The organism is Kitasatospora sp. NPDC127121 (genome assembly GCF_042677305.1).
Lineage (GTDB): Bacteria > Actinomycetota > Actinomycetes > Streptomycetales > Streptomycetaceae > Kitasatospora.
Genome location: NZ_JBHXTQ010000064.1, coordinates 1 through 22043, shown reverse-complemented (window position 1 = coordinate 22043; position 22043 = coordinate 1). Strand labels below are relative to the sequence as shown.

Genomic DNA, 22043 nt, shown 5'->3' with positions numbered 1-22043 from the left:
CTCAGCGGGCGGCCCGCAGGGCCTCGCCGCACGTGTGCAGGGCGCTCTCCAGTACCGCGTCGCGGCGGGCCGGGTCCATCATGTTCGGGCCCATCACGGCCAGGTCGGCCGGCGTCGGCGCGAGCAGCCGCACCCGTACGCCCTCGGCCCGCAGCAGCACGGCCTCGCGCAGCAGCTGCCGGGTGACGGCGCGGCGGTAGCGGCTGACCAGCTGGGCCAGCACGCCGCGCGGGCGGTCCCGGGCGCGCCACTCGCGCAGCGCGGCGAGGGAGCCCGCGAGCCCGCTGGTGCCGGCGACCCCGCCGGCGTCGGCGTCGGCACTGTCGGCACTGTCGGCGCGGTCGGCGCGGTCGGCGCGGGGGCGCAGCCGCAGGGCCATCGGGGCGAGCACGTACACCTCGTCCAGGCCGCGGCCGAGCAGCAGGTCGGCGTTGGTGGCGGACCAGCAGCCGCCGTCCACGTACGCCGAGCCGTTCAGCCGCACCGGCGCGAACCAGCCGGGGATCGAGCAGGAGGCCATCACCGCGTCGGCGACCGCGACCACCGGGGCGTCCGGGTCCCCGAAGACCACCCGGCGGCCGCTGCGGTAGTCCACGGCCGCCACCCGCAGCGCCGCCGCTCCGGCCCCGGCGTCGGCCTCGCCGTCGGCGCCCGGCGGCGGCCAGCCGCCCGGGCCGAGCAGGCCGCGCACCAGCTCGCCGACCGGGGCCAGCGAACCGCGGCCGGGCGGCGCCATCGCCGACACCATGGTCAGCAGCGGGTACTCGCGCGGGTGCCGGACGGCGTCCCGCAGCAGGCCGGGCGAGCCGATGCCGGCCCCGGGGCGGGGCGGCAGCGCGCCACCGGCGGCCGTGTCGTAGTCGAAGTCCACCCCGGCCAGTGGGCCGTCGGTGATCGGCAGGCCGCGCTGGTGGTCGCGCAGTTGCTCGGTGCGGACCCCGCCGGCCAGCATCGCGCCGAGGATCGAGCCCGCCGAGGTGCCGAGCAGCACGTCCGCGCGGCCCGGCCGCCAGCCGGTGGCCTCCTCGACGGCGCAGAGCGCGCCGACCGTCCAGGCCGCGCCGAGCATCCCGCCGCCGCCCAGCACCAGGCCGCGCCGGGGTGCGTCCCCGGTCGGCGGGGCGGTGCCCGCGGCTGCCGGAGCCGGAACCGCCGCTACCCGTGTCGTCATCGCGACCGCCCGTCGTCGTGGGTGCGGTCGTGGCCGCCCGGCCCCGTCCCGCTCCGCGCGGTTCCCGATCAGGCTCCGATGGTGCGCGCCGACGGCCGGGCACCGCAACGGGGGCGGCGGTTCGGGCCACCCGGTCCGGCGCATCGAACCGTCCTCTTTCGGACCGTACGGCCCGCCCACGCACGTCAATCGGGCACCGCACGACCGCGCGCCGGGCCCGGCACCGCACTGATCGATTCACTCGGATAGGTGAACTTGTCGGTCACTCCTGGAGCAGCGGCAAAAGCCCTTGCCGCCCGACGCGGCGCACCGCTAGCAAGGACCCGTCCGCACCCGTACCACCTTGCCCAGGAGCCCGCCGTGACCGCACCGCTCACCGCCCGCCCGCACCGCCGGCCGCGCACGACCGCCGCCCACGACCCGGCCGGGCGCCGCCCGCGCCACCCCCGCGCCGCCTGCACCGGCCCGGGCGGCCACGACCCCCGGGCACTGGCCTCCCGCTTCGCCCACCAGCTGGTCGAGGTGCTCACCGGCGCCCGGCCCTCCGGCCAGCTGATGCGGCACACCAGCCTGGACGGCTACGGGCAGCTCGCCTCCCTGGTCCGGGCCGGCGCGCTGCGCCGCGGCGGCGCCGCCGACCGGCCCCGGCTGGGCCCGGTGCACGACCGGTCGCCCTCGCCCGACGCGGTCGAGGCCTGCGTCCGGGTCGACCTCGGCCGGCGGCACCACATGGTGGCCTTCCGGCTGGAGCAGCGCGGCCAGGCCGGGCAGTGGCAGTGCACCGCCGTGGAGGCCCGATGACCACGGCAGTCGCAGCGACCACGGCAGTCTCAGCGGCCAGGGCGGCCACAGCGGCCCCCACGACCGCGCGGCGGCCCGGGACGGCGCAGGGCGCCGCCCCCGTCCGGGAGCGGCGCCCTGTGCGGCGTCCTGCGGCCTGCTCAGCCCTTGCGGCGGCGGCCCTTGGCCGACTTCGCGGCCTTGCGGCGCTCGGCGCGGGTCAGCCCGTCGCCCTCGTCCTCCGGCCCGAGGTCCTCGAAGTCGCCCTCGATGACACCGCCGCCGACCTCGTCCGAGGGGGCCGTGTAGTGCAGCCGCTGCGGCTTCGGGGCCTCCAGGCCCTTGGCCTTGATCTCCGGGCGGGCGGCGTCCTTCTCCAGCTTGTCGAGCAGCACCTCGGCGTCCGCGATCGGGACCTCCTCGACCTGCTGCTCGACCTGGACCTCCAGGTTGAACAGGTAGCCGACGGACTCCTCCTTGATGCCCTCCATCATCGCGGTGAACATGTCGAAGCCCTCGCGCTGGTACTCGATCAGCGGGTCGCGCTGCGCCATGGCCCGCAGGCCGATGCCCTCCTGGAGGTAGTCCATCTCGTAGAGGTGCTCGCGCCAGCGGCGGTCCAGCACCGACAGCACGACCCGGCGCTCCAGCTCACGCATGATCTCGGCGCCGAGCTGGTCCTCGCGGGCGCCGTACTGCGCCTGGATGTCCTCCTGGACGACCTTGACCAGGAACTCGGAGGTCATCGCGGCGGGGCCGCCGGCCTCCTCCTCCAGCTCCTCCAGGTCCAGGGTGACCGGGTAGAGCTGCTTGAGCGCGGTCCAGAGCTTCTCCAGGTCCCAGTCGTCCTCGAAGCCCTCGCCGGTGGCCGCCTTGACGTAGGCCTCGACGGTGTCGTCCATGAAGTGGCCGACCTGCTCCTGCAGGTCCTCGCCCTCCAGCACGCGGCGGCGCTCGCCGTAGATGACCTCGCGCTGGCGGTTCAGCACCTCGTCGTACTTGAGGACGTTCTTGCGGATCTCGAAGTTCTGCTGCTCGACCTGGGTCTGCGCGGAGGCGATCGCCCGGGTGACCATCTTGGACTCGATCGGCACGTCCTCGGGCACGTTGGCCATCGACAGCACGCGCTCGACCATGCCGGCCTTGAACAGGCGCATCAGGTCGTCGCCCAGCGACAGGTAGAAGCGGGACTCGCCCGGGTCGCCCTGACGGCCGGAGCGGCCGCGCAGCTGGTTGTCGATCCGGCGGGACTCGTGCCGCTCGGTGCCCAGCACGTAGAGGCCGCCGGCCTCCTTGACCTCGTCCTGCTCCGCCTTGACCGAGGCCTTGGCCTTCTCCAGGGCGGCGGGGAACGCGGCCTCGTACTCCTCCGGGGTCTCGGTCGGGGTGAGCCCGCGCTGCGCCAGCTCGGCCGCCGCGAGGTGGTCGGAGTTGCCGCCGAGCATGATGTCGGTACCGCGGCCGGCCATGTTGGTGGCGACGGTCACGGCGCCCTTGCGGCCCGCCTGCGCGACGATCTGCGCCTCGCGCTCGTGGTGCTTGGCGTTCAGCACCTCGTGCGGGATGCCGCGCTTGCGCAGCTCCTGCGACAGGTACTCGGACTTCTCCACCGACACGGTGCCGACCAGCACCGGCTGGCCCTTCTCGTGCTTCTCGGCGATGTCCTCGACCACGGCGGCGAACTTGGCCGGCTCCGACTTGTAGATCAGGTCGGGCTGGTCGATGCGCAGCGGGTTCTTGTTCGTCGGGATCGGCACCACGCCGAGCTTGTAGATCTGGTGGAACTCGGCGGCCTCGGTGGTGCCGGTACCGGTCATGCCGGCGAGCTTGTCGTACAGGCGGAAGAAGTTCTGCAGGGTGATGGTGGCCAGCGTCTGGTTCTCGTTCTGGACCTCCACCCCCTCCTTCGCCTCGATCGCCTGGTGCATGCCCTCGTTGTAGCGGCGGCCGGCCAGGATGCGGCCGGTGTGCTCGTCGACGATCATGACCTCGCCGTTCATGACGACGTAGTCCTTGTCCGCCCGGTACAGCTCCTTCGCCTTGATGGCGTTGTTCAGGAAGCCGACCAGCGGGGTGTTCACCGACTCGTAGAGGTTGTCGATGCCGAGGTAGTCCTCGACCCGGGTGACGCCCTCCTCCAGGATGCCGACGGTGCGCTTCTTCTCGTCGACCTCGTAGTCGCGGTCGATCTTCAGGCGCAGCACCAGCTTGGCGAAGTCGGCGTACCACTTGGTCGCCTGGTCGGCCGGGCCGGAGATGATCAGCGGGGTGCGGGCCTCGTCGATGAGGATCGAGTCGACCTCGTCGACGACCGCGAAGTTGTGGCCGCGCTGGACGAGTTCGTCCTTCGACCAGGCCATGTTGTCGCGCAGGTAGTCGAAGCCGAACTCGTTGTTCGTGCCGTACGTGATGTCCATCGAGTACTGGTGCTTGCGCTCGGCGGGCGTCATGTTGCCGAGGATCACACCGACTTCGAGGCCGAGGAAGCGGTGCACCCGGCCCATCCACTCCGAGTCGCGCTCGGCGAGGTAGTCGTTGACGGTGATCAGGTGGACGCCCTTGCCGGTGAGCGCGTTCAGGTACGCGGGCAGGGTGCCGACGAGGGTCTTGCCCTCACCGGTGCGCATCTCGGCCACGTACCCGTGGTGCAGGGCCGCGCCACCCATGAGCTGAACGTCGTAGTGCCGCTGACCGAGCACCCGCTTGGCGGCCTCGCGCACCGTGGCGAACGCCTCGGGGAGGATGTCGTCCAGGGTCTCGCCGTCCGCGAGCCGCTGCTTGTACTCGTCGGTCAGCGCGCGCAGCTCGGCGTCGGTGAGGTTGACGAAGTCCTCTTCGATGGAGTTGACCTGGGCAGCAATCCGCTGCAGCTTGCGAAGGATCTTGCCTTCGCCGGCGCGCAGGATCTTGTCGAAGACGGACACTTGGGCGGGCTCCTTGCCTGTATTGGCACTGGACGACTGCACGGCGGGTTCACCCCACCGCACGGGCCATCGTATGCGAGGAGTCCAATGCCCCGGGAGGTGCGTCAGCACGGTATTCCCGTGTCACCCGCGCGAGCACTTGATCCGATAGCACCGTCCACCGGGACAAACCGGTCAGCGGATCGAGGGGTTGGCTCGATATTCGGATGCCCGAATTCCTCTTTCCACGGAATAATCCGCCCATGGAAGAGCCCCGCACCGTCACCCTCACCACCGACCGCCTCGTCCTGCGGGCCCCGCAGGAGTCGGACATCGACGCCGTCTTCGCCGCCTGCCAGGACGCCGAGATCCAGCGCTGGACGGTCGTCCCGAGCCCGTACCGGCGCGAGGACGCCGAGTACTTCGTCCGCGACCTCGCCGCGCACGGCTGGCGCACCGGCGAGAACCGGATCTGGTGCGTGTTCGAGCGCGGCTCCGACGTCCTGGTCGGCACCCAGGGCCTCGTGCTGCGCCACGGCGACCCGGGCTCCGCCGAGGTCGGCTGGTGGGCGACGAAGGAGTTCCGCGGCCGCGGCTACACGGTCGAGGCCGCCCGCGCGGTCGCCCGCCACGGCCTGGTCGAGCTCGGCCTGCGCCGCCTGGAGTGGCAGGCCTACGTGGGCAACGAGGGCTCCCGCGCGGTGGCCGAGAAGGTCGGCTACCGCTTCGAGGGCACCCTGCGCTCGTACGCCGAGCAACGCGGCGCCTTCCACGACGCCTGGGTCGCCTCGCTGCTCGCCTCGGACCTCCCGGACCTCCGCCCCTGACGTCCGCGCCGGCGCACCCCGACCGGCTGTCGGTGCCCCGGACTACCCTCGCCGACATGACCGCCCTGCCTGCCGCCGGCTCCCCCGCCGGCCCGCCGCCCGTCACCGTCCTGAGCGCCGACGAAGCCCGCCGGATCGCCCTTCGCGCCCAGGGCCTGCTCGGCGCGCCGGACCGCCGGGCCGGGGTGCGCGGGGTGCTGCGACACCTGGGCGCCGTCCAGCTGGACACCATCTCGGTGCTGGCCCGCTCCCACGAACTGGTGCCGTACGCCCGGCTCGGCGCGGTCGGCCGCCCGGCCGTCGAGGCGGCGTACTGGGGCGCGGGCACAAGCTTCGAGTACTGGTCGCACGCGGCCTGCATCCTGCCGGTCGAGGAGTGGCCGCTGTTCGCGTTCCGGCGCCGCCGCTACCGCGAGCGCGGCCACCTCTGGGGCCACCAGGTGACGCCCGAGACGTACCGGCACGTGCTCGACAAGCTGCGCGCCGAGGGCCCGTTGACCTCCACGGAGCTGGGCGGCGCCAAGAAGACCGCCGAGTGGTGGGACTGGTCGGACACCAAGATCGCGGTGGAACGGGCGCTGGCCTTCGGCGACGTGGTCTGCACCGAGCGCCGGAGCTGGAAGCGCGTCTACGCACTGGCCGAACAGGCCATCCCCGAGGCCCTGTTCGGGCAGGACCGCACCGACCGGGAGTGCGTGCGCACCCTGGTCGCCCAGGCCGGGGCCACGCTCGGCGTGGCCACCCGGGCCGACCTGCTGGACTACCACCGGCTGCGCGCCGAGGAGCTGGACCCGGTCCTCGCGGACTGCGGGCTCGTCCCGGTCGAGGTGGCCGGCTGGGGCCCGGACGGCGCCGCGGCGGCGGCCTGGGCCGATCCGGCCGCACTGGCCACCGCCCCGCGCGGGCGCCACCGCACCACGCTGCTCTCGCCGTTCGACTCGCTGATCTGGGACCGCGCACGCACCGAGCGGATCTTCGGCATGACGCACCGGCTGGAGGCCTACACGCCCAAGCACAAGCGGGTGCACGGTTACTTCGCGATGCCGCTGCTGGCCGGCGGCCGGCTGGTGGGCCGGGTCGACCCGGCCCGGGAGGGGCGCACCCTGGTGGCCCGTCAGGTCTCGCTGGCCGACGACCGGGGGCACGGTGCCCGGCACGTCGAGGCGCTGGCGGCGGCCCTGCGAGAGGCGGCCGCCTGGGTGGGCTGCGACGACGTCCGGGTCGAGGCCCTGCCGGACGAGCGGCTGCGCCCGGCCCTCGAGAAACTCCTCGCGAGCTAGGGCTTGGGGCGCAGCCACGGTCACCCTATTTCGAGGATCTTCTCGCGCATCGCGTACACCACGGCCTCCATCCTGGAGTGGAGTTGGAGCTTCTCCAGGATGTTGCGCACGTGGTTCTTCACGGTGTTCTCGCTGATGAACAGCTCCTTGGCGATCTCCCGGTTGTTCATCCCGGTCGCCACCAGCTTGAGCACCTCCAACTCCCGGTCGGTGAGCCGGGGTGCGGGCACCAGGTCCCGGTCGTCGGAGCGGCGCTGGATCATCGACTTGAACTCGGTGAGCAGCTTGGACGCCATCGACGGGCTGATCTGGGACTGCCCGTCGGCGACCGCGCGGATCGCGGTGGCGACCTCGTCGGTGGAGATCTCCTTCAGCAGGTAGCCGGTGGCTCCCGCCTTGATCGCCTCGTAGAGGTCGGCCTCCTCGTCGCTTATCGTCAACATGATGATCTTGGTGCTGGGTGCCACGTCCTTGATCGCGGTGCAGGCCTCGATCCCGCTGCGGCGCGGCATCCGGACGTCCATCAGGATGATGTCCGGCAGCAGGTCGGCGGCCTTCAGCACGGCCTCGGCGCCGTCGCCGGCCTCGCCGACGACCTTGATGTCCGGCTCCTCCGCGAGCACGATCTCCAGCCCCCTGCGGAACAACGCGTGGTCGTCCACCACCAGCACGCGGATCGGCTCACCCCGGTGCGGCGCGTACGCGGGTTCCTCCTCCGGTCCCGGTGACAGTCCGGTGACCGGCCCCGTAGCGGGCCCCAGCCCGAAGTGATCCCCCATCCGCTCCTCCCCCTTCGCGGGTCGTCGTGCGCCAATCATTCCACGCCGCGCGGCCGTTGCGGTCACCCTCCGACGCCGCCGTTCCGCATCGGGTGACCTCCCGGGCCGGCCCTCGACTCCCGCTCCAGCCGCCCTGCCCCGAAACGCCGGTGACCCCGGCGGACTCGGCCGCCGGGGTCACCCCTCCAGGATTGTCTTCGGACGGTCAGTCCTCGTCGTCGCTTTCGCCGATCGCCCCGCCCGCGCCACTACCCGCGCCGGCCGACCCGTCGGTCTGCAGGTGGATGACGCCGTAGTGGTAGCCGTGACGGCGGTAGACGACGCTCGGCAGGCCGCTGTCCTTCTCCACGAAGAGGTAGAAGTCGTGGCCGACCAGTTCCATCTCGTACAGCGCCTGGTCCAGCGCCATGGGGGCGGCCGGGTGGGTCTTCTCCCGGACCACCAGCGGGCCTTCGCCCTCCACTTCCAGGGATCCCATCATGGTCTTGCGGACGGCCCCGTTGGTCTCGCCCTCCGGCGCCGCCGTGTCCGGCAGCGCGGCCAGCGCCGCGGTCGCCTCGGCGACGCTGATGGGGGTGCGGCCGTTGCCGCCCTTGTGCACTCGGCGCCGGTCCGCGGACTTGCGCAGCTGGGCGTCGAGCTTCGCCGAGGCCAGGTCGAGCGCCGCGTACGGGTCGGCGGCGGCGGCTTCGGCCCGGATCACCGGCCCACGGGTACGGAGAGTGATCTCCACCCGCTCGGACCGGTCGGCCTGCCGCGGGTTGTGCTCCTTGGACACCTCGACGTCGAGGCTGATCACCTTGCCGTCGAACTTCTGGACCTTCTCCAGCTTCTCGGCCACGTGCTCGCGGAACCTCTTGGGCACCTCGGTCTTGCGGCCCTTGACGACGATGTCCACGCAGAACTCCGATCCCTCGTGCTGACGCCGATCCGGGTGCTACCGGACCGGACTGAGACCCAGCTGGACCAGCCCATCCACTGCCGGCCCCCCGCCCCCGCCGCCAGCGGCGGGAAACGACTGGCCCTCACCTCACTTCCTCCCCACCAGGGACGGTTGAAACCCCTTGGAGCTTTATCGAACACCTCACACGGGGTTTTCGCCTCCCCAGGCGCGGAGTCGGGTATGACCCGATACTGCGGGCGGGCGGTCAAGCTGTTGGACCCTGTCTACCCTCCTGCGAGTGAAGCACGGGTAAATACCTGGACAACACCCCCCGTACGGCGCATCCTTTGCTCACTCTCCGTGCCTGCCGTCGCCAGGAGCAGCCGTGCCACCACCCTCCGCCCCCACCCGTCCACCGTCCGCCCAAGGGCCGTTCGGCCACGCACTGGCCGGACTGCTGGACGTCCTGGTCCCGGCCCGCTGCGCCGGCTGCGGCGCCGAGCGCACCCAGCTCTGCCCGGCCTGCCGGCACGCGCTGGCCGCCACCCGGCCCGGCCCCACGCTGCTGCCCTGGGCGCACGCCGCCGCCCCGTACGCCGACCCCGTCCGACAGTTGCTACTCGCCCACAAGGAGCGCGGCGCGCTGCGGTTGGCGGGCCCGCTCGGCGAGGCGCTCGGCCGGGCCGTCCGCTCCGCCCTGGGGCCGCGTGCCGGGGCCGCGCCGCTGCTGCTGGTCCCGATGCCCTCGGCCCGTTCCGCCGTCCGCGCCCGCGGCCACGACCCGACGCTGCGGCTGGCCGGGGCCGCCGCCCGCTCGCTGCGCCGGTCCGGCCTGGACGCCCGGGCCGAGCCGCTGCTGCGGCACGCCCGCCCGGTCGCCGACCAGGCCGGGCTGAGCGCGGCCGAGCGCCACCGCAACCTGCACGGCGCGCTCACCGTGCTGCCGCGTGCCCGGCGCGACCTGCTGGGCTGTCAACCGGTCCTGGTGGACGACCTGGTGACCACCGGTGCCAGCCTCGCCGAGGCGGCCCGGGCACTGGCGGACGCCGGACTGCCCGCCCGGGCGGGCGCCGCGGTCGCCGCCACCGCGCACCGGCCCGGCTGAGGCGCCGAACGGCCCGACGGGGCACCAGGGGTCGGGGCGTCAGGGAAAGGGGCGCCAGGGGGTGACCGGCGGGTTCCTAGCCCGCGTAGAAGAAGGACCCGGCCTTGTCGGCCAGCTGGACCTCGCGCCACTGACTGCCGATCAGGCGGTAGATCGCGCCTCCGGCCGCCGCGAGCACCGCCGGCGCCTGGGCCAGGACGTTGCCCCGGGACTCGGAGGCCGAGACGGTGAGCATGTTCTCGGCCTGCAGCGTGGTGTCGGCGCTCTGTGTGCCGTCGGTGCCGATGTAGTACAGCTGCTTGATCCGGTCGGCCTCCTTGCCGAGCACCAGCAGCTGGTCGGCCTCTGCCCAGGAGACCGAGGCGACGTCGGTGAGCGAGGGGGCCGCCCGGCGCAGGCCGGTGATCCGCGCGGTCGGCGCCTCCGGGGTGCCGCCGTGCACCACCAGGCCGAAGTACAGCGAGCGGCTGGGCACGCCCGCGGTCTTGACCACCAGGGCGGCCCGGGCGCCGTCCGAGGAGATCTTCAGGGCCTGTACGGTCTGCCCGTCCAGCCCCTCGACCGCGACGGGGTACGTCCGGTTGCCGCGGACCATCACCACCCGCGGGCCCTGCGGGTTGCGGTCCACCACCCAGAGGTCGCCGCGGCCGTCCCAGCTGGGCGAGGCGAGGCCGTCCTCCTTGTCGGCGGTCTTCACCGGCGAGGTGAGCACCGGGTCGGGCAGCGCCACCGCGCTGTCCGCCAGCGGCACCGAGTAGAGCTGGTGGCCGTCCCCGCTGATGGCGGCGGCCCGGGAGCCGTCCCGGCTGACGGCCGTGGTGCCGAGCGGCGCCTTGCCGGCGGGCTGCGGCTTGCCGAGGACGCCGCGCACCGGCTCGCCGTTGCGCTGCTCGTCGGTGACCATCAGCAGGCCGTTGTCGGCGCGCTGGTAGTACTGCTGCGCGGGCAGCGGCCCGGCCAGGGCGCCGGGGCCGGTGGCCGGCAGGTCGTTGCGGCTGGCGAAGCAGTTGCCCCGCTGGCCCTTCAGCTCAAGCCGTTCGACCTGTCCCTTGCCCTGGTCGGCGAGGGTGTAGAAGAGCTGGGTCGCCATCCGACGGCAGGACACCGGTTCGCTGACGTCCGCCCCGCCGAGCTGCACGTGGGCGATCCGGCCGTCGTCGACGCTCACCCGGTCGACGCTGACGCCGCTCGGGAAGGACGTCCGGGCGACCGGCGCGAGCCAGGTCGAGGGCCCGGCGACCAGGGCCTTGGCGGCGGCGGTCAGCGGGTCTATCCGGCGCCGCAGGTAGATCGGGTCGGGGATCAGGACCTGCTGGCCGGCACTTCCGGTGACGGTCGAGGACGGGTCCGGCGTGGTGTAGAAGTACCGGTCGACCTGGCGGTAGCTGTTGTTGAAGTTGGTCTCGTTCATGATCACGCCGGCCGGCAGCTTGTCGATCCGCCACTCGCCGTCCTTCTCCCGGACGAGGGTGAAGTCGGCCGAGACGTCCCGCTGCCCCTCGGCCAGGTACGAGTGCTTCTCGTCGATCCTGGCGATCAGCGAGCCGGTCACCGTCGCGGAGACGCTGGTGTCGGTGTCGGCGATCTCCTGGCCGGCCGGGAGGTTCGGGGTGGCGGCGGAGAGCACCTGGATGCCGGCGTCCGGGTTCCAGTGTGCGGAGGCGTTCTCGGTGAGGTACTGGCGCGCGGTCTCGTACCCCTCGTCGGCGGTCACCGCGTCCAGGAACCCGGTCAGCAGGGCGCGCGGCTTGGCGCCCTTGGCCGGCGCCACCGGGTAGACCTTGGCCTGCAGGTTCTTGTCGGCCGCCCCCTGCGACAGCTCCACCCTGGAGATGCCGCCGGAGTCCGGCATGGCCGCGCAGCCGCTCGCCACCAGGGCGCCGAGCACCACGCCGGCCACCGCCGTGAACCGCGGCTCAGTCCTGCTGCTCGTCCTTCGCACGCTGCGACCCCTCCAGGTCCGTCCCGCCCATCCCACCCGTCACGTCCGGCTCCGCCGTCCGCTGTGCCACCGACGGCCGTCCGGGCGTCGGGTCCACCATCACCTGGGCGCCGGTGGCACCGTACCCGGTCCCCGCCGTCCGGACGTCCGAGGGGTCCGCGCGCGGCCCTTCGGGCAACCGGCGCTTGCCCAGGTCGGGGCCGATGTTCAGCACCCCGCCGAGCCCGCTGCCGAAGCCGTTGACGGGCCCTTCCGGCGTCTCCGCCTGCTCCTCGGCCGCAGTCATCGCGGTCGCGCCGGCCGGGCTGATCGCCCGCCGGTACGGCGCGCCGTAGGTGCCCAGGCCCCGGTTGTTGCGGGAGTCCTCCGGCTCCAGCCGGAACGGTGCCCGGCTGATCTCGCCGCCCCGGGTGCGCGGCAGGGTGAGCCGGAAGTGCGAGCCGCCGCCGGGCTCGCCCCAGGCCTGCAGCCAGCCGCCGTGCAGGTGCGCGTCCTCGACCGCGATGGACAGGCCGAGGCCGGTGCCGCCGGTGGTCCGCACCCGGGACGGGTCGGCCCGCCAGAAGCGGTGGAACACCCGGGACGCCTCGCCCGGCTTGAGGCCGATGCCGTAGTCGCGCACGCCGACCGCGACCGCGCCGTCGGCCGAGCCCAGCCGGACCACCACGTCGCGGCCCTCGCCGTGCTCCAGGGCGTTGACCACCAGGTTGCGCAGGATGCGCTCGATCCGGCGGGAGTCCACCTCGGCGACGACCGGCTCGCCGTCGCCGCGGATCACCACCGCACTGCCCTTGGCCTGGGCCAGCGGGTCGGCGGCCTCCACCACCCGGGCGACGATGTCGCGCAGGTCGACCGGCTCGCCGTCCAGGATCGCGGCGCCGGCGTCGAAGCGGCTGATCTCCAGCAGGTCGGCGAGCAACGACTCGAAGCGGTCCAGCTGGCCCTGCAGCAGCTCCGCCGAGCGGGCCGCCATCGGGTCCAGGTCCTCGCGGCTGTCGTAGATGAGGTCCGCGGCCATCCGGACCGTGGTCAGCGGGGTGCGCAGCTCGTGCGAGACGTCCGAGACGAAGCGCCGCTGCACCCGGGACAGCTCCTCCAGCTGGCGGATCTGCGCCTGGAGGGCATTGGCCATCCGGTTGAACGACTCGCCGAGGCGGGCGATGTCGTCCGTGCCGGTGACCTTCATCCGTTCTTCCAGGTGCCCGTCGGCGAGCCGCTCGGAGATGCCGGCGGCCATCCGGACCGGGGTGACCACCTGGCGCACCACGACCCAGGCGATGCCGCCCATCAGGATCACCACGAACACGCCGGCGGTCGCCAGGGTGCCGGTGATCAGGTCGAGGGTGTCGGTCTCCTGGCCGAAGGAGAACACGTAGAACATCTGGTAGCTGTTGCCGGCCGGGCCGGTGAACTGCATGCCGAGGGCCAGCCCGGGCTCGGTCCGCTCGTCGGCCCGGTGGATCCGGGCCGGCTGGTCGAACATCTGGCCGGGCTCGGAGTGGACCCTGTCCCGCAGGGTGTCGGGGACGCTGCTGGGCAGGATGTCGCCCGAGAAGCGCGGCGCGAAGCCGTTCTCCGGGACGATGGCGTCGGTGCCGGCGGCCATCGCGATCACCGAGTAGACGGTCTGCCCGCTCGCGGCCAGGTCGTTGACCTGGCGCAGCAGCCAGGTGCCGGTCTCCTCGATGGTGGGGTCGGGCGTGGCGCCGACCCGCAGCCGCTGGTCCTTCGCCTCGTCGATCTTCTTCAGTTCCGCCTGGAACCCGATCCTGGCCTGCTCGCGGGCGGCCGCCATCTTGGTGCCGAGCAGGCCGGTGCGCACCTGCGCCATCACGACCACGCCGAGCACCAGGACGACCGCGATGGACGCGAGCAGCGAGACCGCCACCACGCGCAGCTGGATCGACCGGCGGTACAACGCCGTCACCCGGCGCGCGGGCCGACGCAGCTGACGGGTCAGCAGCGCGAACGCGGCCGCCCGGCGCCGGCGGCGGGTGGTCGAACTCAGCACGGACCCGCGAACCGCGTCGGCCCCGTCGGTCGCGGAACCCGACGGGGCTTCGTCAGCCAGGTGCGTCACGTCAGCTGGGTCCGGCCTTGTAGCCGACGCCACGGACGGTCACCACGATCTCGGGGCGCTCCGGGTCCTTCTCGATCTTGGACCGCAGGCGCTGCACGTGGACGTTGACCAGGCGGGTGTCCGCCGCGTGCCGGTAGCCCCAGACCTGCTCCAGCAGCACCTCGCGGGTGAACACCTGCCAGGGCTTGCGGGCCAGCGCGACCAGCAGGTCGAACTCCAGCGGGGTCAGCGGGATGCCCCGGCCGTCCCGCTTCACCGAGTGGCCGGCCACGTCGATCACCAGGTCGCCGATGGTCAGCTGCTCGGGCGTCGGCTCCTCGGCACGGCGCAGCCGGGCACGCACCCGGGCCACCAGCTCCTTGGGCTTGAACGGCTTGGTGACGTAGTCGTCGGCACCCGACTCCAGGCCCACCACGACGTCGACCGTGTCGGTCTTCGCGGTCAGCATGACGATCGGAATGCCGGACTCCGCCCGGATCTGCCGGCAGACGTCGATACCGTCCCGACCGGGCAGCATCAGGTCGAGCAGGACCAGGTCCGGCTTGGTCTCCCGGAACGCGGCTAGCGCCCTGTCTCCATCCGCGACGAAAAACGGCTCAAAACCCTCACCACGCAGCACGATACCGAGCATCTCGGCCAGTGCGGAGTCGTCATCAACGACGAGGACGCGTCCCTTCATGCGTCCATCCTCTCATTACCGCATTGTGACCTGCCGCACAGCAGTGCCAATGCTCCACAACGGCCAACTCCCCCCACCGGTTAATTCCGGCCATACCGGGCGAATGTGCCCGGCCGGAACACCTTCGAACGGTCCACGGCCCACCGCCCGACCACCGGAAGGCCCCCGTTTCCGATCAGCGGCCGGATACCCATGGGGCCTCCCCAGGCCCCATGGCACGATGGGCGCTGCGCGCGGGCGAAAGATCCGCCCGGAACCGCGCCCGTGACGCCCCTCCGAGGAGCAGTGATGACCGACACTCCGGGCTGGGCCTCGCCCGGCTCGCCCGAGCCGCCCCGCGACGACGCCCGGCCCCCGGCCGACGCGCCCGCCGCCGTGCCCGGGCCGTCGGCACCACCGCAGGGCGCCCCGGCCCCCGGCTGGAACGGCCAGCAGGCCCGGCCCGACTGGAGCCGGCCCGCACCGGGCGGCCACCACCCCTACGGCTGGGGCGCTCCGCAGAGCCCCAAGCCCGGCGTCATCCCGCTGCGCCCGCTCGGACTCGGCGAACTCCTCGACGGCTCCGTCGCCACCATCCGCAAGCACTGGCGGACGACCCTCGCCCTCTCCCTCGGCATCGCCGTCGTCGAGCAGGCCGGCAACGTCGCCGCCCAGCTGCTGGTCAAGGGCAAGACCGGCCCCGCCACCCAGGTGACGACCATGCTCGCCTCGATGCCGCTGACGGTGCTGCTCGGCGTGGTCGCCACCGCGCTGCTCACCATGGTCGTCAGCCGCGCCGTCCTCGGGCAGTCCGCGACCGCCGGGGACGCCTGGCGCGACGCCCGCCGCCGGCTGCCGCAGCTGCTCGGGCTGACCCTGCTCACCGGCCTGATGTCCGGCGGCGTGGTGCTGCTCGGCTTCAGCCCCTGGTACTTCTACGCCACCGGCTCGGCGGGCGACCCCGGGACGGAGGCCCTCCTCTTCCTCGTCGGCATCCTGACCATCCCGGTCGGGTTCTGGCTGTGGATCCGGTTCAGCCTGGCCGCCCCCGCCCTGATGCTGGAGAAGCAGGGCGTGCGGACCGCACTGTCCCGCTCCCGGCGCCTGACCCTCGGCTCCTGGTGGCGCATCTTCGGCATCTCGCTGCTCGGCGAGGTGCTGACCTTCATCGTCGCCATGGTCATCGCGATCCCGTTCCGCTTCGCCGGACTCGTCCTCGGCTTCAGCGACTTCGACCGCCAGGTCGACCTCACCGCGGCCCACGAGCCCACCGCGATGCTGATCACCACCGCGATCGCCGGCATCATCGCCGCGACCCTCACCATCCCCTTCCGGGCCGCCCTCGGCGTCCTCATCTACATCGACCAGCGGATCCGCCGCGAGGCCCTGGACATCGAACTCGCCCGCGCCGCCGGCCTCGCCGAGCCCGGCGCCACCGGCTGGGGCGACCAGGCCGGCCGACCCCCCGCGAGGCGCTGACCCGGATGCCTACCTGGGGGGACAGGCTCCTCGTCGCGGACGGCGCCCCGGTCACCGTCCCGCGTGACCCGGCCCGCGACGCCGCCCGCGACGAGCTGCTCAACGCCGAGTACCACAAGCACGACCCGAGCGTCCTGGAACGGGTCATGACCTGGCTCAACGACCACATCACCGACGCGCTCGACAGCATCTCCGGCAACGGCACCAGCGGCACCACCGGCCTGGTGCTCTTCCTGATCGTCGCCCTGCTGATCGGCGCCGCCCTCTGGTGGCGCCTCGGCGCTCCACGGCGCGCGGCCCGCACCGTCCTCGACGTCTACGGCGTCGAAGGACCGCGCGGCGCCGGCCAGTACCGGGCCGACGCCGAACGGCACGCCGCCGCCGGGCACTGGAACGAGGCCGTCCGCGCGCAGATGCGAGCCCTGGTCCGGGCCCTGGAGGAACGCACCCTGCTCGACGTCCGCCCCGGCCGCACCGCCGACGAGGCCGCCACCGAGGCCGGCCGGGCCCTGCCCGACCACGCCGCCGCCCTGGCCGCCGCCGCCCGCACCTTCGACGACATCGCCTACGGCGAGCGCACCGCAGACCAGGCCGCGTACCAGCTGCTGCGCGAGCTCGACCGGACCCTGGAACGCGCCCGCCCGGCCCTGGGAGGAGCGGCATGACCAGCACCACCCCCGCGCCGCCCGCGCCGCAGCCGCCCGCCGTCCCTGCCCCCGACGGGACGGCCACGACCAGCCTCGCCCTCACCGGCCGCGGCCTCTGGCGCCGGGCCCGCTGGTACCTGCTCGTCCTCGCCATCCTGCTGATCGGCGCCACCGCCGTGGCCGCCCTCGGCCAGGACCGCCGCTACCCGCCGCTCGACCCGCGCTCCTACGACCAGGACGGCACCCACGCCGTCCTCGCGCTGCTCGAACACCAGGGCCTCAAGGCCGACCTCACCACCGACCTCATCAGCCACCCGGGCGGCGCCGACACCCTCGTCCTGCCCGAACCCGACCTGCTCGGCCCCGCCGAACTGCGCGCCGTCGCCGCAGCCCGGCACAGCCGGCTCGTCCTCATCGCCCCCGGTCCGGCCGCACTCAGCGCCCTGGCCCCCGGCATCCGCCCCTCCGACGAGGACGGCGGGCCCTCCTACGCCTCCGTCCGCAGCACCGCCGCACAGTGCCCGCTCACCGAGGCCGTGCGGGCCGGCAGCGCCGAGATCGGCGGGATGCTCTACACCAGCGGCAGCCGCGGCGCCGGCTGCTACCCGCGCGGCCACGGCTACCCGCTGGTCAGCGCCCCGACCGCCGGCGGCGACGTCATCGTGCTCGGCACCGGCGCCTTCCTGCACAACGAGCAGCTCGCCAAGGACGGCAACGCCGCCCTCGCCCTCGGCCTGCTCGGCTCCCAGCCCCGCCTCACCTGGCACCTGCCCGACTACAGCGTCCCGCCCGCCCAGGGCACCCGGGACAAGACCTTCGGCGACTACATCCCGGACGGCTGGCGCTGGGCCGGCTACCAGCTCGCCGCCGCGGCCGTCCTGACCGCCCTGTGGCGCGGCCGCCGACTCGGCCCGGTGATCAGCGAGAACCTGCCCGTGGTGGTCCGCGCCGCCGAGACCACCGAGGGCCGCGCCCGGCTCTACCGCCGCGCCAAGGCCCGCGGCCGCGCCGCCGAGGCCCTGCGCCGGGCCGCCGCGCACCGCCTCGCCCCCGCCCTGGGCGTCCCGCTCCACGCCGGCGCGCCCGACCCCGACACCCTGTGCGCGGCCGTGGCCGACCGCCTCCCCGAGCAGCCCGCCGGCGACGTCCGGGCCCTCCTCTTCGGCCCGCCCCCGACCGACGACGCCGCACTGCTGCGGCTCGCCGACGACCTCGACGCCCTCGAAAGGCAGGTACGGAACCCGTGACCGAACAGGCCACCGCCACCCCGTCCAGCACCCCCGGCGCGGCGGCTGCCACCCCGGGCACCCCCGACACCGCCGTCGACCCGCGCGCCGCACTCACCGCCCTGCGCGCCGAGATCGGCAAGGCCGTGGTCGGCCAGGACGCCGCCGTCACCGGCCTCGTCGTCGCCCTGCTCTGCGGCGGCCACGTCCTGCTGGAGGGCGTCCCCGGCGTCGCCAAGACCCTGCTGGTCCGCACCCTGTCCACCGCGCTCAACCTGGACACCAAGCGCATCCAGTTCACCCCCGACCTGATGCCCGGTGACGTCACCGGCTCCCTCGTCTACGACGCCCGGACCGCCGAGTTCTCCTTCCAGCCCGGCCCGGTCTTCACCAACCTGCTGCTCGCCGACGAGATCAACCGCACCCCGCCGAAGACCCAGGCCGCCCTGCTGGAGGCCATGGAGGAGCACCAGGTCACCGTCGACGGCGTGCCGCGCGCACTGCCCGTCCCGTTCCTGGTCGCCGCGACCCAGAACCCGGTCGAGTACGAGGGCACCTACCCGCTGCCCGAGGCCCAGCTGGACCGCTTCCTGCTCAAGCTGGTCCTGCCGCTGCCCGACCGGGACCAGGAGTTCCAGGTCCTGTCCCGGCACGCCGCCGGCTTCGACCCCCGCAACCTCGCCGCCGCCGGCGTCCGCCCGGTCGCCGGGCCCGCGCACCTCGCCGCCGCCCGCGAGCAGATCGCCAAGCTGACCGTCTCCCCCGAGATCCTCGCGTACATCGTCGACCTCTGCCGGGCCACCCGGCAGTCCCCGTCGCTGTCCATCGGCGTCTCGCCGCGCGGTGCCACCGCCCTGCTGGCCGCCTCCCGCGCCTGGGCCTGGCTCGCCGGCCGCGACTACGTCACCCCCGACGACGTCAAGGCCCTGGCCCTGCCCACCCTGCGGCACCGCGTCGCGCTGCGCGCCGAGGCCGAGATGGAGGGCGTCACCGCCGACTCCGTCATCCAGGCCGTCCTCACCCAGACGCCCGCCCCCCGCTGAACCACCCGTTCCCGAAGGAGCGCACCGCATGGCCCTCACCGGGCGAACCGCCCTGCTCGCCGCGCTCGGCACGCTCGTCGTGGGCCTGTTGCTGCCGTCCTGGGCCGGGATCGGCCTCGTCACCGGCACCGTGCTGCTCGCCGCCGTGATCGACCTGGTGCTCGCCGCCCCCGTCCGCAGCCTGGAACTCGGCCGGGGCGGCGACACCACCGTCCGGCTCGGCGAACCCGCCTCCGTCGAACTGACCGTCACCAACCCCTCCGGGCGGCCCCTCCGAGCCCGGATCCGCGACGCCTGGGCCCCGTCCGCCTGGCGGCCGGGCACCGCCGAGGCCGCCTCCCGGCACACCCTGCACGTCCCCGCCGGCGAGCGGCGCCGGGCCGTCACCGCACTCACCCCGACCCGCCGCGGCGACCACCACGCCCGGCGGGTGACGGTCCGTTCGCTCGGGCCACTCGGCCTGGCCGGCCGCCAGGGCTCGCACCACCTGCCCTGGACGGTCCGCGCCCTGCCCCCGTTCAACAGCCGCAAGCACCTGCCCTCCCGGCTCGCACGGCTGCGCGAACTCGACGGCCGCACCTCCGTCCTGACCCGCGGCCAGGGCACCGAGTTCGACTCCCTGCGCGAGTACCTGCCCGGCGACGACGTCCGCTCCATCGACTGGCGGGCCAGCGCCCGCCGCAACACCGTCGCCGTCCGCACCTGGCGCCCCGAACGCGACCGGCACATCCTCGTCGTCCTCGACACCGGCCGCACCTCCGCCGGCCGGGTCGGCGACGCACCCCGCCTCGACGCCGCCCTCGACGCCGCCCTGCTGCTCACCGCCCTCGCCACCCGCGCCGGCGACCGCGTCGACCTGCTCGCCCACGACGCCCGCAAGCGCGCCGCGGTCGCCGGCAGCTCGCCCAGCGAGATCCTGCCGGCCTTCACCCACGCGATGGCCTCCCTCCAACCCGCCCTGCACGAGACCGACATGCGCTCACTGGTCTCCACCGCCCTCAAGATGGCACCGCACCGCTCGCTGATCGTCCTGCTCACCGGCCTCGACACGGCCCCGGTCGAAGACGGCCTGCGCCCGCTGCTGCCGCTCCTCACCAAGCGCCACGAGGTGGTCCTGGCCTCCGTCGCCGACCCCCACCTGGACGCCCTCGCCGCCGGGCGCGGCACCCTGGAGGCCGTCTACGGCGCCGCCGCCGCCGAACAGACCCGCGCCGACCGCCGTGCCACCGCCGACCTCCTCAGCCGCCACGGCGTCACCGTCCTCGACGCCTCCCCCGCCCAGCTCGCCCCCGCCCTCGCGGACACCTACCTCACCCTCAAGGCCGCCGGCCGCCTCTGAGCCCTCGCCGTACGGACGGTCCCGTCTCTTGGTCCCGTTCCTTCAACGGGCAGGCCGTGGTGACGCGGCGTCACCCACCTGGTCCGTCAGCGACGCCGACGGGCGTTGAGCCGGGCGGCCTGGCGCGTCAGGTGGTCGCGCTCGGCGAGGTTGGGGGCCCGGTGGGCCGCCTCGGCGTACAGCCGGGCCGCCGTCTCCAGGTCGCCGTCGCGCTCGTGGAGGTACGCCGCCACCGCCGTGTGGCGGGGCAGCGAGCCGTCCAGCTCCCCGAGTGCCGCCAGCCCGGCGCGCGGTCCGTCGGCCTCACCGACGGCCACCGCGTGGTTGAGCCGGACGACCGGGCTCTCGGTCAGGCGGGCGAGCTCGTCGTACCACTCGACGATCTGCACCCAGTCGGTCTCCTCGGCGGTGAGCGCGTCGGCGTGGAGCGCCGCGATGGCGGCCTGGGCCTGGAACTCGCCCAACCGGTCGCGGCCGAGGGCCGCTTGCAGGATCCCGACGCCCTCGGCGATCAACCCGGTGTCCCACCGGCCACGGTCCTGCTCGGCGAGCGGCACCAGGCTCCCGTCGGACGCGGTCCGGGTCCCGCGCCGGGCATGGTGGAGCAGCATCAGGGCGAGCAGCCCCGCCACCTCGGGGTGGTCGATCGCCTCCGCGAGCTGCCGGGTCAGCCGGATGGCCTCGGCGGCGAGGTCGACGTCCCCGGAGTAGCCCTCGTTGAAGACCAGGTAGAGCACGCGCAGCACGGTGGCGACGTCGCCGGGCCGGTCGAACCGCACCCCCGAGACGGTCCGCTTGGCCCGGCTGATCCGCTGCGCCATGGTCGCCTCGGGCACCAGGTAGGCCTGGGCGATCTGGCGGGTGGTCAGCCCACCCACGGCCCGCAACGTGAGCGCGACCGCCGACGACGGCGTCAACGACGGGTGCGCGCACAGGAAGTAGAGCTGGAGCGTGTCGTCCACCGCGGACGCGGGCCCCGGCTCCGGTTCCTCCTCGACCCGGTCCTCGCGTCGGCGGCGGGCCGCGTCCGCCCGGGCCCCGTCGAGGAACCGGCGCCAGGCCACGGTGACCAGCCAGCCCTTGGGGTCCCGCGGCGGGTCGGCCGGCCAGACGCGGACCGCCTCGACCATCGCGTCCTGCACGGCGTCCTCGGCCGCCGCGAAGTCGGCTCCGCGGCGGACGAGGATACCGAGCACGCTCGGCGCGAGGCTCCGGAGCAGGACTTCGTCCACCGGGGAGGTCACTCGGTGACGGTGGGCGGCGCGGCCAGGAACGGACGCAGCTCCAGCCACTCGTGGATCGGCCGCCCGCCCGCCCCGGGAGCGGCCGACAGTTCCCCGGCCAGCTGGACGGCGCGCTCGTAGCTGTCGACGTCGATCACCATCCAGCCGGCGATCAGGTCCTTGGTCTCGGCGAACGGGCCGTCGGTCACCGGCGGGCGCCCTTCGCCGTCGTACCGGACGAACGTCCCCTCGGGAGCGAGTGCCTGGCCGTCGACGAACTCGCCGGTCTTCTCCAGCCGGTCCGCGAAGTCCTGCATGTACCGCACGTGCGCCGAGATCTCCTCGGGCGTCCATCGGTCCATGGGCACGTTGTTGACCGGAGCCGGGGCGCCTCGGTAGTGCTTGAGCAGCAGGTACTTGGCCATGATGTTCTCCTCGGTGCTGGTGCGACCCATTGTGGCCGCGTCCACCCCGGGGACGGAGCCAGCCACGGGTTCTCGACATGGCCGGCCGAACTTTTTTGAACTTTCGTGGGGACTTTCGTGGGGACTTTCGTGGGGCCCTGGTGAGGTGCTCCCGTGGGCCGGAAATGCAAAGAACCCCCATCCGGTTTCCCGGATGGGGGTTCTCTGTGAATGATTGTTCGGCGGCGTCCTACTCTCCCACAGGGTCCCCCCT

18 protein-coding genes are annotated in these 22043 nt (G+C 73.8%); 9 read left to right on the top strand and 9 right to left on the bottom strand.

The window, feature by feature from the left end:
- Nucleotide 1 precedes the first annotated feature (1 nt).
- Nucleotides 2-1171 (bottom strand): patatin-like phospholipase family protein, encoded by a 1170-nt coding sequence (locus ACFVHI_RS27030; protein ID WP_380343605.1) that lies wholly within the window; start codon nt 1169-1171, stop codon nt 2-4.
- A 360-nt stretch (nt 1172-1531) separates the two neighbouring features.
- On the opposite strand from ACFVHI_RS27030, the gene ACFVHI_RS27025 reads away from it, so the two are divergent.
- Nucleotides 1532-1972, top strand: a complete 441-nt coding sequence (locus ACFVHI_RS27025; protein ID WP_063349159.1) for an Rv3235 family protein — start codon at nt 1532-1534, stop codon at nt 1970-1972.
- A gap of 140 nt (nt 1973-2112) precedes the next feature.
- Here ACFVHI_RS27025 and secA read toward each other — a convergent pair whose 3' ends face one another.
- On the bottom strand, nt 2113-4875 hold the full coding sequence (secA, locus tag ACFVHI_RS27020) for a preprotein translocase subunit SecA (RefSeq protein WP_063349158.1): 2763 nt from the start codon (nt 4873-4875) through the stop codon (nt 2113-2115).
- 242 nt (nt 4876-5117) lie between these two features.
- Between secA and ACFVHI_RS27015 the strand changes: the two genes are divergently transcribed.
- On the top strand, nt 5118-5681 hold the full coding sequence (locus tag ACFVHI_RS27015; protein WP_380343601.1) for a GNAT family N-acetyltransferase: 564 nt from the start codon (nt 5118-5120) through the stop codon (nt 5679-5681).
- 56 nt (nt 5682-5737) lie between these two features.
- Complete coding sequence (locus ACFVHI_RS27010; protein WP_380343598.1) at nt 5738-6961, top strand: winged helix-turn-helix domain-containing protein; 1224 nt, start codon at nt 5738-5740, stop codon at nt 6959-6961.
- 20 nt (nt 6962-6981) lie between these two features.
- Here ACFVHI_RS27010 and ACFVHI_RS27005 read toward each other — a convergent pair whose 3' ends face one another.
- Together ACFVHI_RS27005 and hpf are read right to left on the bottom strand one after the other, a co-directional pair.
- Nucleotides 6982-7740 carry a response regulator transcription factor gene (locus ACFVHI_RS27005; RefSeq protein WP_079135841.1) on the bottom strand — a complete coding sequence of 253 codons (759 nt, stop codon included), beginning with the start codon at nt 7738-7740 and terminating at the stop codon, nt 6982-6984.
- 205 nt (nt 7741-7945) lie between these two features.
- Entirely contained in the window at nt 7946-8638 is a 693-nt protein-coding gene (gene hpf, locus ACFVHI_RS27000) for a ribosome hibernation-promoting factor, HPF/YfiA family (protein ID WP_063349155.1), read from the bottom strand.
- A gap of 370 nt (nt 8639-9008) precedes the next feature.
- On the opposite strand from hpf, the gene ACFVHI_RS26995 reads away from it, so the two are divergent.
- Entirely contained in the window at nt 9009-9728 is a 720-nt protein-coding gene (locus ACFVHI_RS26995; protein ID WP_380343594.1) for a ComF family protein, read from the top strand.
- Between the two features lie 76 nt (nt 9729-9804).
- Here ACFVHI_RS26995 and ACFVHI_RS26990 read toward each other — a convergent pair whose 3' ends face one another.
- The 3 genes from ACFVHI_RS26990 to mtrA form a co-directional block, all read right to left on the bottom strand.
- The gene (locus ACFVHI_RS26990) at nt 9805-11670 is read right to left on the bottom strand and encodes an LpqB family beta-propeller domain-containing protein (RefSeq protein WP_208869098.1); all 1866 of its coding nucleotides are present in this window, start codon (nt 11668-11670) and stop codon (nt 9805-9807) included.
- Complete coding sequence (mtrB, locus tag ACFVHI_RS26985; RefSeq protein WP_244293445.1) at nt 11645-13681, bottom strand: MtrAB system histidine kinase MtrB; 2037 nt, start codon at nt 13679-13681, stop codon at nt 11645-11647. The genes ACFVHI_RS26990 and mtrB overlap by 26 nt, the downstream gene beginning before the upstream one ends.
- Before the next feature lie 70 nt (nt 13682-13751).
- Nucleotides 13752-14429, bottom strand: coding sequence for an MtrAB system response regulator MtrA (gene mtrA, locus ACFVHI_RS26980; protein ID WP_030247322.1), 678 nt, complete (start codon nt 14427-14429; stop codon nt 13752-13754).
- A 288-nt stretch (nt 14430-14717) separates the two neighbouring features.
- Between mtrA and ACFVHI_RS26975 the strand changes: the two genes are divergently transcribed.
- The 5 genes from ACFVHI_RS26975 (at nt 14718) to ACFVHI_RS26955 (ending at nt 20142) form a co-directional block, all read left to right on the top strand.
- The gene (locus ACFVHI_RS26975; protein ID WP_380343589.1) at nt 14718-15887 is read left to right on the top strand and encodes a hypothetical protein; all 1170 of its coding nucleotides are present in this window, start codon (nt 14718-14720) and stop codon (nt 15885-15887) included.
- A 5-nt stretch (nt 15888-15892) separates the two neighbouring features.
- Nucleotides 15893-16552, top strand: a complete 660-nt coding sequence (locus ACFVHI_RS26970) for a DUF4129 domain-containing protein (protein ID WP_063349151.1) — start codon at nt 15893-15895, stop codon at nt 16550-16552.
- The gene (locus ACFVHI_RS26965) at nt 16549-17781 is read left to right on the top strand and encodes a DUF4350 domain-containing protein (protein ID WP_063349150.1); all 1233 of its coding nucleotides are present in this window, start codon (nt 16549-16551) and stop codon (nt 17779-17781) included. The genes ACFVHI_RS26970 and ACFVHI_RS26965 overlap by 4 nt, the downstream gene beginning before the upstream one ends.
- Before the next feature lie 101 nt (nt 17782-17882).
- A complete protein-coding gene (locus tag ACFVHI_RS26960) occupies nt 17883-18803 on the top strand; it encodes an AAA family ATPase (protein ID WP_380343635.1) in 921 nt (306 codons plus the stop codon).
- Between the two features lie 28 nt (nt 18804-18831).
- Nucleotides 18832-20142, top strand: coding sequence for a DUF58 domain-containing protein (locus tag ACFVHI_RS26955; protein WP_380343585.1), 1311 nt, complete (start codon nt 18832-18834; stop codon nt 20140-20142).
- Between the two features lie 86 nt (nt 20143-20228).
- Here ACFVHI_RS26955 and ACFVHI_RS26950 read toward each other — a convergent pair whose 3' ends face one another.
- Nucleotides 20229-21374 carry an RNA polymerase sigma factor gene (locus ACFVHI_RS26950; RefSeq protein ID WP_380343633.1) on the bottom strand — a complete coding sequence of 382 codons (1146 nt, stop codon included), beginning with the start codon at nt 21372-21374 and terminating at the stop codon, nt 20229-20231.
- 8 nt (nt 21375-21382) lie between these two features.
- Entirely contained in the window at nt 21383-21790 is a 408-nt protein-coding gene (locus ACFVHI_RS26945; protein WP_380343631.1) for a YciI family protein, read from the bottom strand.
- Nucleotides 21791-22043 lie beyond the last annotated feature (253 nt).

Coding starts and splice junctions, on each gene's coding strand:
- ACFVHI_RS26945 (WP_380343631.1), bottom strand. CDS start 21,790: ATGGCCAAGTACCTGCTGCTCAAGCACTACCGAGGCGCCCCGGCTCCG.
- mtrA (WP_030247322.1), bottom strand. CDS start 14,429: ATGAAGGGACGCGTCCTCGTCGTTGATGACGACTCCGCACTGGCCGAG.
- ACFVHI_RS26970 (WP_063349151.1), top strand. CDS start 15,893: ATGCCTACCTGGGGGGACAGGCTCCTCGTCGCGGACGGCGCCCCGGTC.
- ACFVHI_RS26955 (WP_380343585.1), top strand. CDS start 18,832: ATGGCCCTCACCGGGCGAACCGCCCTGCTCGCCGCGCTCGGCACGCTC.
- ACFVHI_RS27030 (WP_380343605.1), bottom strand. CDS start 1,171: ATGACGACACGGGTAGCGGCGGTTCCGGCTCCGGCAGCCGCGGGCACC.
- ACFVHI_RS27010 (WP_380343598.1), top strand. CDS start 5,738: ATGACCGCCCTGCCTGCCGCCGGCTCCCCCGCCGGCCCGCCGCCCGTC.
- ACFVHI_RS26965 (WP_063349150.1), top strand. CDS start 16,549: ATGACCAGCACCACCCCCGCGCCGCCCGCGCCGCAGCCGCCCGCCGTC.
- ACFVHI_RS27015 (WP_380343601.1), top strand. CDS start 5,118: ATGGAAGAGCCCCGCACCGTCACCCTCACCACCGACCGCCTCGTCCTG.
- ACFVHI_RS26975 (WP_380343589.1), top strand. CDS start 14,718: ATGACCGACACTCCGGGCTGGGCCTCGCCCGGCTCGCCCGAGCCGCCC.
- ACFVHI_RS27005 (WP_079135841.1), bottom strand. CDS start 7,740: ATGGGGGATCACTTCGGGCTGGGGCCCGCTACGGGGCCGGTCACCGGA.